Raw genomic sequence first — 11778 nt, 5'->3', positions numbered from 1 at the left:
CCTAAATCTATACCTACTGAATTATCAGTTTGAGGTAAGATTTCTGGTTGTATTTCTACTACAAAACTCAAGAAATATTTATGAGCTGAATCTTTGATTACTGTTACTGATGATGCAGCAGTAGGTAATTCTCTTGACCATATAATTTTCAGCTTTCCAATTTTCGCTAAATAGACTTTATTCTGACCAACTTTAAACCCACCTTTTGTAAACCTAGCAGTCTGTTTTGATTTTCTGCTTTTGAATTTAGGAGGTTTAACAGGTCTACCTTTTCTCTTGCCTTGAGTTGATTTAAAAAAGTTTTGATAAGCCTGGTTTAAATAATTCAATGATTGCTGCAATGGTATGTTAGAAACCTCTGACAACCACTCTCTTTCTTCAGTCTTTTTAGCTTGAGTAATAAAAAGCTTTTGTAGTTCTGAATTAGTAGATTTCTTTTCTCCTGATTTATACCTCTGTTGGCAGTAAGCTAGACTATCATTCCAAACCACACGGACACAGCCAAATAGCTTGGCTAATCGGTATTTTTGTCCCGGCGTTGGATATATACGGTACTTAAATCTAGCTTTCATAACTTGGCTTTTAAACTAACAAAGTAATAACATATTTATTGAAAAAAAATCAACCCGCAAGCAATAAAAAGTCGCCCTAGAAGGGCGAGGCTTGAGACCCATTTTTTCGGTCAATAGAGTTGTTGCGGATAAGAAGCGAAGAAGAAATTAATGTTTTGGTTTTATAATCACTAATTAGGGCTTGCTGATTAATCCTAAAAGTATTGACATCTCAAGGTTTCAGCCTTATTAGGTTTAAAAAAAGTGCCAGCTTTTCGCTCAAGAAAGCTCAAAAAAACTAGCATTTTGGGCAAGAGTTGGGCAGAAAAATTAAGGGACAATTCTTTCTACTACATCCTCTGTAATTCCCATTTATCCTGACTCCTGACTTCCCCTCCTGGGAGGGGTTAGGGGTGGGTTGACTCCTACCCTCACCCATAAGACTTTTTCAGCAAACCCTAATTATCTGAGTTTAATATTAGTCCCTAAATTTATTGCCCTAGTTTACCGAATAATTAATAATTAATAATTAAATAATTTACGCCTTGAAGCCTCCCCTTTTAAGGGAAAAAAAGCGGTCGAGGGATGGCGATGTCTCAAAGCCATATCCAATGGACTAAGAGAAGAAATAATACTTCCTTATATTCAATTCCGTAGCTGTTAAAACCTGGGGTAATTATCAATTATCCATTATCAATTATCAATTAATTAATTCTTCTTTCCTCATAAAAATGATAAATTTTGCCGAATTAAAACCTAGAGTTAATACTAAATATTCTTTTGTCGGCATTGAGAAAAAGGGAAGTAAGTTGATTTTTCATTTACCTAAAGGATTCACTCAGGATGACCCGAATATTAATAATTTTGACTTTAAATGTGAATTGTTTTTCAAGCTCTATAAAGTTCTGAAAATTGTGCAAAATATTTATCAAGAAAAAGGATATTTGCAGAAAAATATCAAAATAAATGACCGTGACGGTGTATTAAAACAGGAAGCAGGAAAAGAAGTTATTATAAACGATAATCAAGAAAGCATTTTTTATAGCAAACTTGATGCCTTAGATAATATTTTAGATGTCTACGATGAATTGAAAATATTAGCACTTGTCTCTCGTCTTAGTAAATCTGAAACTATAGACTATAGTAAAATTCATCGTTATCTTCACAAATCTACTTTCCTGAATAATGGTGCTATTTTTATTGACTCTATTGATATACCTCGCCAACAAATATCTTATGAAGCTGCTGATATTGTGGCAATGTATTGTTATATATTTACTGAGATTAAACAAAAATTAGGGGAAAATGTTAATCCTGAAATTGCTGCTCTATCTGCTAGGTTTCGGCAAAAGTATATTGGGTATGAATATAGTCTGTTTAGCGAAAACTATTATTCCTTAATCATCAATACTTTGAGAGATGCTTTAGAAACAATTGATAACTATACAGCGTTAAAAGATATAGATTATTGGGATTTTTATGATGCAGTTGAGAAATTTTTATTTGGGGAATTGGATGATGTAGAAGATGGCAAAATATGGGGATTTAATAATTTTCATAGTGTTTGGGAGGGAATGTGTTTAACTTATCTGCTCAGATACACAAATCCATGTTTTGTCTGTTATCTGAATAGCCGATATATTGCTTCTGAAATAATTGCTCATTTGAATTACAAAAATAGAATTATTGATTTGAGTAAGATTTTTCACGTCAACGGCAAGGATATTTTTCCCGATGCTGTAATTATTTCGTTTAATACTAAAAATAATCGCTCAAACTTCACACTTTCAAATTTAATCCCACCTACAACTTCATATAAAATTGAAAAAGTCAAAAATTGGAATGACTTACACTACTACACCACCTTCAAATGCAATAAATATCAATTAAAAATTGCCGTTCTTAATCAAAACCCAGAACTAGAAAACCATACTTTTAACGAGTTGGCTAAATTCTGCAAACTTGAGGGAGATACACTGATAGTTAACTCCTTGCCAAATCAGTTTTATTCTTATTGGGAAATTTTGGATGACTTTAGTCTCGAACAACTACAAATGATGGAAAATTTAAATCACATATTTTATCTAGCTCTTAAATTTGGCATATTATCTCCCGATAGATTTTTTCAACGGTTTATTGATTATGTTTTGGGGTCTGAATATCTCCTTAAAGACAACATATTCTATCTGTCTCTCTTTCGGGATAAGGATAGACTCCGCTCTCTCAAAGAAATCAATCAAAGCTTTAGTAATTTCCTGAATAAAATTATGAATAAAATCTCTATTCAGGTGATTGATATTAAATATGCCAATTTTGATTATTATCTGAATCCAGGAAATCGAGAAGAAGTTAAAAGTCGAAGTGTTAGAAAACAGTTTGTCTATGAGTATTTAATTCAAAATTATCTGGAAAATTATCAAAGTACTGTTAAAAATTGGAGTATTAATAGTGAATTTTGGCTGCCTACTTACAGAAAAAATTTACCTGTGCTTACTCCTGGTGCTAAATATATGGATGATTATGTGAAATTAATGGGGGTTAATATTGTGAAAGTTATTCATAGTTATATTGAGGGATAATTAACTACATGGCTTGATCTTAATTAAGAATTTAGCGATCGCTTCTCCATATTAGCTTGCTAATTATGAACTACTTTTTCTTGTGTTGAATAAAAAGTCATGCGTAGGGGCGAACAACCAACAACTATACTTAGACTATCACCATTTTTTCTTATGTGCAATGAGAAATCCTACATTTTTGGTGCTACGTGTAATGACAGTTGTGGGTTTAAATTTGGGAGCTTGGCAATGACGATTTTGATGAGTGGCGGTCGTCGAATTTTACTCATCTATATTAGCGATCGCTTCTCCATTTTACTGTGTTGATTATGAGCTGCTTTTTTTTGTTGAATAAAAAGTCATTGTTGGGGGCCAGAGACCGCCAATATATTTATACTATCACCGTTTTTTCCGAGGTGCAATCAGAAATCCTATATTTTTGGTGCTTAGTGCAATGACAGTTGTGGGTTCAAACTTGGGTGTCTAGGAATAACGAAATGAGTAGCGAGGGTCGAATTTTACTCATCTATATTAGCGATCGCTTTTCCATTTTACTGTGTTGATTATGAGCTGCTTTTTTTTTGTTGAATAAAAAGTCATTGTTGGGGGCGAGAGACCGCCAATATATTTATACTATCACCGTTTTTTCCGATGTGCAATCAGAAATCCTATATTTTTGGTGCTGAGTGCAATGACAATGGTTGTTGGTTCAAAGTTGGGAGTATGGAAATGACAATCTGGATGAGTGGCGGTCGTCGAATTTTAGTTTTATTTGTATAAAAAAATGCTGAAAACCCCGTGCTTTTAAGCCGGGGATGAAAGCTTATCGCAGGTACTAACCATGCAGAGAATTTCTGATTAATTGTTCTAAATATTCCGAAGCACTCGTCTTACTCCTAGCTGCTTTTTCTTGTATTCCTTGCCACGCATAATCAGTTAACCACACGCCACGTCTTTCAAAAGTATTGATTTGTAATTGTTTTAGGGTTTTGTAACTGGTCAGTTATTTCCGCCATCTTGCACTAGCCATTGACAAATAGTAAAGAGAAAAGATTGAAGTCATTTCAGTTATCAGTTATCAGTACCTCTGCAATAAGGAGGCTTGAAATATGGAACATTCTCTTTTTTTTTATCCCCTTAAAAAGGGAGGCTTTAGACCAGAATTTTTCGGTAAGAAGAGGGAGTTTATTAAGATATAAGGAGAAGAAAGTTTTTTTGTCACACTCTTATCCGGACATGAAGCATAAAAAAGAAATAAATCCTTATTAGTCAATCCTATCTCTTCTAAAGATAGACAATTGTTAATTGTTGAACCAACACCTAAAACCCCGGTTCATTTCATTCTAGATTTTGGTAATAAATTTATTGATTTTCAGACAGCGAAAGATAAATTGCCTCAAGCTTGAAATAAGGGGGTTTCCTCAATACATAAAATGGCAAAGTTTAGAATAAAACTGCTCTGCCTAAAACCTCAAACCTTCTTCTACCTCTCAAGGCAATGAATTAATAGCTGATAGCTGACAGCTGAATGCTTACTTTCTACCAATTAAATTTCATTCCCAAATATTCTTCTAAACGCTGATTATGAGGTTGAAAATAATCACTTAATTTTTGTCGAAGTGACTCACTAATAGAAGAATAAGAACCAGCATTTAATTTTGGATAATCTGGTATTTGATAATCTGGCAAACCTAGAAAATCGAAAACTTGCTTCATCGTACTTGCCGAGTCACGATAAAAGTCTTCACTTTTCAAAATTAGTAATTGTTCTCTAGGAAAAATAGCTAACCATTTCTTGAGGAATTCTACATATACCCCAGAAGCTATATAATCTCCTGCAAAATTCCAATAATTAGGATGAGAAATTTTGCTTATTTTTTCAAGTTGAGAATTAATTGCTACTTCACAAGAACGAAATTCTTTATTTAAACGTACTTGATGATAGTAATGAGAAATTGCTCGATCGACAGGATTTCTCATAATGATAATTAGTTTGGTTTTGGGAAAAAAATGAAAGATTCTACAGGCGGCATATTGAGCATCAAAATAGGTAGTGCTTGCTTCTCCAGTTAGAAATTTTTTTGAGTTTGAAATGGGAGGGAAATGTGCCCGATACCAATCTATACCTCTATGGAAATTGAAAGACCAAAAATGTATTTCTTTTTTGATGGCAGGTAAAATTTGGGGATGTTTAGTTATATAGCTATAAAGAGAGGTGGTTCCTCCTTTGCCTACTCCAATAATTAGAAAGTTGGCTTCTGATAATTTTTCTGAGTTCCAGTGTTGTTTAACAAAGGTGGGATGGGTTTTATAAATATAATTTTTAGAGGCTATTTGATAATATTTTATCGCTTCATTAATTCTGCCTACTTGAGTTAAAGCTTCTGCTAAGTTTAGGTAAGTGGAAACTGAATTATTTTGATTTTCAATAAGTTTCTGAAATAAATTTACTGCCTCCTCAAGTTTGCCTAATTTTTCAAAAGTTTCCCAGAGACGAGTATCAGACCACCAAGCAAAATCAGGATTAATTTCTATGGCACGATGGTAGGCAATGGAAGCTTCTAACCATTTTTGTTGTTGGGTTAAAACTAATCCTAGATAATAGTAAGATTGACTATCTCGATTAGTTTCTACAGCAGCATAATATGAGTTTAAATCTTGTTCTAGTTGAATTTTTTGCCGTAATATTTTCTCTAATTCCTGAAAGATATCTATTTGATGTTTACTAGGGAATATTTCTCGCAACATATAATAGATAATGATGGCTCCCGAAATCTGATTTGCTTGTGCTAAAGCTGTTCCTAATTTTAAGTATAGTTCTGGATTTTCTCTGATAAGATACAGTGCTTTTTGATAAATAGGATATTGGTCTGGATTTTTAATAGCTTGACAATAATAATTGATAATTTCATCTAAATTTGATTGAGAAAGTTGGGCAAAAGCATCTCCTAACTGTAGGTGCATCCAAGGTAAATCTGGTCTAACTTGAGCAACCTCTAAATAAGTAGCGATCGCTTCATCTAATTTTTTTTGTTTAAGTAAAACATCTCCCAGACATTGACGATACCAAACTACTTCTGGATTTAGTTTTATTGCTTGACGATATGCTATTTCTGCTGCTTCTAGTTTGCCAATTTGAAAGAGAATATCTGCTAATTTTTGATGAGTACCTTTAAGTTCTGGTTTGAGTTGAATTGCTGTTTGATAAGAAACAATGGCTTGCTCAAATTCTCCAACATTAACCAGTGCTTCTCCTAATTTATTATAATCCCAATAACTATCAGGATTAATTTTAATAATTTGACGGTAAGCAACGACAGCTTCTGAGTATTTTTCTAGTTTAATTAGGGCATTTCCTAAGTTATGGTAAGACCAGGGAAAATCAGGATTTAATTTGATGGCTTGACGGTAAGCTGTAATAGCTTCATCCCACTTTTGTAATTTAGTCAAAGCTTGTCCTAATTTATAGTAAGACCAAGAAAAATTTGGGTTGAGCTTTATTGCTTGATGGTAGGCATTAACGGCTTTATCCCACTGTTGTTGTTCTAGGAATTTTTCTCCTAATTCGTAGTCATCCATTTCAAATTTTCCAATTAAATATCATCTCTAAGTCTGATTCTAGTTTGTGAATTTCAGCTCGAAAGAAATCTCTCAATTTTGGAGGTAGTAATTTCCTGATAGGTGGATAAAACCCTCCATTGAATTTCTGGTAGTCCGGAATTTGATGGTTGGGCAAATTCAGAAAATCAAAGACTCGTTTCATCTTCCATTTTCCCAGCTAAATTTCATATATTAAGTCTGATTCTAGTTGAGGAATTTCAGCTTGAAAGAAATCTCTCAATTTTGGAGGTAGTAATTCCTGATAGGTGGATAAGAGTCTAAGTTAAATTTCTGGCAGTCCGGAATTTGATGGTTTGGCAAATTGAGAAAATCAAGGACTCGTTTCATCATGGTTGTGGGAGAAATTAAGAGCTTCATCCTACTGTTTTTCTGGAAATTTTTCTCCTAGCTATTAGTCATCTATCCCTAGTTTCCTAGTTAAACTTCATATATTAAGTCTGATTCTAATTGAAGAATTTTAGCTCGAAAGAAATTAGTCAATTTTTGAGGCAGTAATTTCTTGATAAATGGATAATATCCTCCGTAAATCAAAGACTCGTTTCATCTTTCAGTTTCCCAGTTAAATTCTACCTCTAAGTCTAATTCTAGTTGAGGAATTTCAGCTCGAAAGAAATCTCTCAATTTTGGAGGCAGTAATTTTTTGATAGGTGGATAAGAGTCTAAGTTAAATTTCTGGTGGTCGGGAATTTGATGGTTGGGTAAATTGAGAAAATCAAAGACTCCTTTCATTATAGTTGCGGGAGAAATTAAGAGCTTTATGGCAGTGCTTTTCTCGAAATTTTTCTCCTAACTCTGAGTCATCTATCTCTAGTTTCCCAGTTAAATTTCATATATTAAGTCTGATTCTAATGTTTGATTATGAGGTGGAAAGAAATTGCTCAATTTTTGCTGAAGTAATTTATTGATAGGTGGATAGGAACCTAAGTTTAATTTCTGGTAGTCGGGAATTTGATAGTTGGGCAAATTGAGAAAATCAAAGACTCCTTTCATCAAGCGTTGTGGGAGAAATTAAGAGCTTCATCCTACTGTTTTTCTGGAAATTTTTCTCCTAACTCTGAGTCATCTATCTCTAGTTTCCCAGTTAAATTTCATATATTAAGTCTGATTCTAATGTTTGATTATGAGGTGGAAAGAAATTGCTCAATTTTTGCTGAAGTAATTTATTGATAGGTGGATAGGAACCTAAGTTTAATTTCTGGTAGTCGGGAATTTAATAGTTTGGCAAATTGAGAAAATCAAATACTCGTTTCATCAGGTTTTGTGGGAGAAATTAAGAGCTTTATGGCAGTGCTTTTCTCGAAATTTTTCTCCTAACTCTGAGTCATCTATCTCTAGTTTCCCAGTTAAATTTCTGGTAGTTGGAAATTTGATAGTTTGGCAAATTGAGAAAATCAAATACTCGTCTCACCATGGTTGTGAGAGAAATTAAGACCCTCATTTAAATTTCTGGTGGTCGGGAATTTAATAGTTTGGCAAATTGAGAAAATCAAATACTCGTCTCACTATGGTTGTGAGAGAAATTAAGAGCTTCTCCCTACTGTTTTTCTCCAAATTCTTAGTCAACCATCTCTAGTTTCCCAATTAAATTTCATCTCTAAGTTTGATTCTAATTTTTGATTATGAGGTGAGAATAAATTGGTCAATTTTTGGTGAAGTAATTTTTTGATCGGCGGATAAGAGTCTAAGTTTAATTTTTGGTAGTCGGGAATTTGATAGTTTGGCAAATTGAGAAAATCAAATACTCGTTCGATCATAGTTGTGGGAGAAATTAAGAATTTTACCCCACTGTTTTTATCGAAATTTTTCTCCTAACTTTTGGTCATCCATCTCAACTTTCCCAGTTAAATGTCACCTCTAAATACTCCTCTAATTTTTTATTATGAGGTCGAAAGAAGTTGGTCAATTTTTGATGCAGTGATTTACTGATAGGGGGATAGGAACCTAAATTTAATTTCTTGTAGTCAGGAACTTTATAATTTGGCAGACCGAGAAAATCAAATACTCGTTTCATCATGGTTGTTGGAGTTCGATAAAATTCTTCTGTGGGCAAAATTAGAATTTGTTCTTGAGGAAATATTCTCATCCAATTGTGGATAAAATCTATATATATTCCAGTGCCTAAATAATATAATCCATGATGCCAATAATTGGTGTCTAAGGGGGAATTTTTATAAATCATTTGCCAATTTTCTAATTCTTGATTTAATGCTGTTTCTAAAGGGCGATTTTCTCTATTTATCCTTCGCCAATGATAGTAGTGAGAAATAGCTCTATCTACAGGGTTTCTCAACATAATTATTAATTTGATTTTGGGAAAGTAATTAAATATTCTGTCTGGTGCTTCCCAATTTCCTAAATAACTAGGACTTGCTTCTCCAGTTATTAAATTTTCATGGTTTGGAATGGCAGGAAAATGAGAGATATACCAATTTATTCCTTTGTCAAAGTTCATCGACCAAAAATTTATTTCTTTTACAACAGGGGATAAAATTTGAGGATGTTGGATGAGATAACTAAATAAGGAGGTAGTTCCTCCTTTTCCTACTCCAATAATTAGAAAGTTAGGATTTTGAATGTCTGTCAAATGCCACTGTTTTTGGCAAAGGGAGGGGTAAGATTTTAAAGTTTGTTGGTAACAAGCAGTTTGGTAATAAATAATTGCTTCATCTATTTGATTCTGTTTTGTCAGAATTTCTCCGAGATTTATATAGGACAAATATGAATCTGGATTTTGTTGAATAAACTGCCGATATAAATTGACTACTTTATCTAATTTTCCGCAGCGTTCTAAAGTGTTCCATAAATTATAATTTGACCAGGATAATTCAGGGTTAAGTTCTACAGCGCGCAGATAAACAATAGCAGCTTCATCCCACTTTTGTTGTTGAATAAAAGCATCTCCTAAAAATTGATAAATTTCCGAAATATTAGGTTGAATAGAAATAGCTTTTTGATAAGAGGCGATGGCTTCATCTAATCTTTGTTGTTTTACTAGGGTATTTCCTAGATAATTCCATAGCCAATAGTTATGAGGATTTTTTTCAATTTCTTGGCGGTAGATATTTTCTGCTTTTTCCCATTTATCTTGTTTGAGAAACAAATTCCATAAACATAAATGAGGTCTATCTATTTCTGGATTAAGTTCAATTGCTTTTAAGTAACTGGTAATTGCTTGGTCTGATTTTCCTGTAATTTCTAGAACATCTCCTAATGAATTATAAGACCAATAATAGTTAGGATTAATTTCTATGGCACGACGGTATGTTGTTATGGCTTCTTCCCAGTTTTCTAATTTTACTAAAGTATCTCCTAATGAGTTATGAGACCAATAAGAATTAGGATTAATTTTGATGGCTTGATGATATTTGACAATGGCTTCTGTTTCTCTTTGTTGTTTGAATAAAACTTCTCCTAAATTATGGTGAGCAAAGTAAATCTTGGGATTGATTTCTATAGCTTTTTGCAGAGTTGTCTCAGCTTGGTCTAATATACCTAATTTAATTAAAGTTTCTCCTAATTTATTGTGAGACCAATAGGAATTAGGATTAATTTTTATAGCTTTTTGGTAGGCAGTTACCGCTTCATGTAAATTATCTTGTTGAGTCAGTGCTTCTCCTAATTTTTCGTAAGACAAATAAAAATCAGGATTCAATTTAATTGCTTGTCTAAATGCTGTGGCAGCTAAATCCCATTTTGATAGTTGAATAAAGCTCTCTCCCAATTTCTGATATGACCAAGAAAAATCAGGGTTAAGTTCTATAGCACGTTGATATGCTGTGACAGCTTCATCCCACTGTTGAAGTTCCATTAATGCTTCTCCTAATTTGTGATAAAACCAGGGGAAATTAGGATTAAGTTGAATGGCATTTTGGTAAATAGTAATAGCTTGTGAAAAATTTCCTTGTTGCAGGTAAATATCTCCCAAATTTTGGTAAATTCCCCAATGTTCAGGTTGAAGTTCTATGATTTTTTCGTAACAAGCGATCGCTTGTTCTATTTGACCTTGGGATATATAAGTTTCTGCCTGTTTTTTGTTTTGTAATACTATTGTTTCTAAGTCTGTATTTGAGAACATAATTCTATAGTAGTCAGAAGGAAGAATTCAATAATGGATAATGGATAATGGATAATTGATAATTGATAATTACTTCTCCCTTAAAGGAAGAGGATTGAATAAAAGGAAAATTTTTTCTTGTTTCTCTTTTAAATGAGAGGAATTTCACCTTAATTATTCGGTGAAATCTTTTAGTTATCCCAGTTATTGATAACATTCTTTTTTCATCCTTGGTATAAGGAGACTAGAATTAATTGAAGGATAAGAACCAGGATAATAGTTTTTGTCTTCTCAGAGTCGATGATTTGTTAGACCTAAAAAATCCAAAATTTGTTTGGGTATTGCTGCGGGGTTTTCATATATTCACTTTTCGAGATTAAAAATTGTTCTCTGGGAAAAATCTTGATTTACTTTTGAATAAAAATATTCTAGAGTAGTCAGTCCTCTGGAGTCTGGAGTCATAATGAATGGCTTTTATACTATTTTTTAGATTGAAAATTATCTTTTTAGTTAAAGGGATATCTCCTTTGAATAATTGATAATTGATAATGGATAATTGATCATTACTTCTCCCTTAAAGGAAGAGGATTGAATAAAAGGAAAATTTTTTCTTGTTTCTCTTTTAAATGAGAGGAATTTCACCTTAATTATTCGGTAAAATCTTTTAGTTATCCCAATTATTCTAAACATTCTTTTTTCACCCTTGGTATAAGGAGACTAGAATTAATTAAAGGATAAGAAGCAGGATAATAGTTTTTGTCTTCTTAGAGTCGATGATTTGTTAGACCTAAAAAATCCAAAATTTGTTTGGGTATTACTGCGGGGTTTTCATATATTCACTTTTCGAGATTAAAAATTGTTCTCTGGGAAAAATCTTGATTTACTTTTGAATAAAATATAGATATTAACCAATACTTACAGCACTTTTTAAGATGGTAAGGTACAGTTCAATATTAATCTCTATCTCCTCTTTACCGAAAAATTGTGGTTTAAA

Annotated in this window: 10 protein-coding genes; 3 read left to right on the top strand and 7 right to left on the bottom strand. The window is 32.7% G+C overall.

The features are described from left to right. On the bottom strand, positions 1-572 hold a 572-nt coding region (locus D5R40_RS16480), incomplete at its 3' end, for an RNA-guided endonuclease InsQ/TnpB family protein (RefSeq protein WP_153183484.1). Between the two features lie 710 nt (positions 573-1282). Between D5R40_RS16480 and D5R40_RS16475 the strand changes: the two genes are divergently transcribed. From D5R40_RS16475 to D5R40_RS41120, 3 genes are all read left to right on the top strand, one after another. After that, positions 1283-3130 carry a hypothetical protein gene (locus tag D5R40_RS16475; RefSeq protein WP_124144405.1) on the top strand — a complete coding sequence of 616 codons (1848 nt, stop codon included), beginning with the start codon at positions 1283-1285 and terminating at the stop codon, positions 3128-3130. Positions 3131-3229: 99 nt separating this feature from the next. Continuing rightward, positions 3230-3436 (top strand): hypothetical protein, encoded by a 207-nt coding sequence (locus D5R40_RS35375; protein ID WP_124144404.1) that lies wholly within the window; start codon positions 3230-3232, stop codon positions 3434-3436. A 324-nt stretch (positions 3437-3760) separates the two neighbouring features. Then, on the top strand, positions 3761-3889 hold the full coding sequence (locus D5R40_RS41120) for a hypothetical protein (RefSeq protein WP_282433636.1): 129 nt from the start codon (positions 3761-3763) through the stop codon (positions 3887-3889). Between the two features lie 759 nt (positions 3890-4648). Here the strand turns inward: D5R40_RS41120 and D5R40_RS16465 are convergent. From D5R40_RS16465 to D5R40_RS16445, 6 genes are all read right to left on the bottom strand, one after another. Beyond that, positions 4649-6688: a tetratricopeptide repeat protein gene (locus D5R40_RS16465; protein WP_124144403.1), complete on the bottom strand. Its 2040-nt coding sequence runs from the start codon at positions 6686-6688 to the stop codon at positions 4649-4651. A gap of 1 nt (position 6689) precedes the next feature. After that, a complete protein-coding gene (locus tag D5R40_RS16460; protein WP_124144402.1) occupies positions 6690-6872 on the bottom strand; it encodes a hypothetical protein in 183 nt (60 codons plus the stop codon). Positions 6873-7270: 398 nt separating this feature from the next. After that, positions 7271-7459 carry a hypothetical protein gene (locus D5R40_RS16455; protein WP_124144401.1) on the bottom strand — a complete coding sequence of 63 codons (189 nt, stop codon included), beginning with the start codon at positions 7457-7459 and terminating at the stop codon, positions 7271-7273. A 90-nt stretch (positions 7460-7549) separates the two neighbouring features. After that, a complete protein-coding gene (locus D5R40_RS35370; RefSeq protein WP_161564454.1) occupies positions 7550-7720 on the bottom strand; it encodes a hypothetical protein in 171 nt (56 codons plus the stop codon). 569 nt (positions 7721-8289) lie between these two features. Further along, on the bottom strand, positions 8290-8484 hold the full coding sequence (locus D5R40_RS16450) for a hypothetical protein (protein WP_124144400.1): 195 nt from the start codon (positions 8482-8484) through the stop codon (positions 8290-8292). Positions 8485-8558: 74 nt separating this feature from the next. Continuing rightward, the gene (locus tag D5R40_RS16445) at positions 8559-10805 is read right to left on the bottom strand and encodes a tetratricopeptide repeat-containing sulfotransferase family protein (protein ID WP_124144399.1); all 2247 of its coding nucleotides are present in this window, start codon (positions 10803-10805) and stop codon (positions 8559-8561) included. Positions 10806-11778 lie beyond the last annotated feature (973 nt).

It is taken from the genome of Okeania hirsuta, assembly GCF_003838195.1.
GTDB classification, from domain to species: Bacteria; Cyanobacteriota; Cyanobacteriia; order Cyanobacteriales; family Microcoleaceae; genus Okeania; species Okeania hirsuta.
Note: the sequence above shows the minus strand (reverse complement) of the source record. Positions and strands in the feature narration are given on the sequence as shown.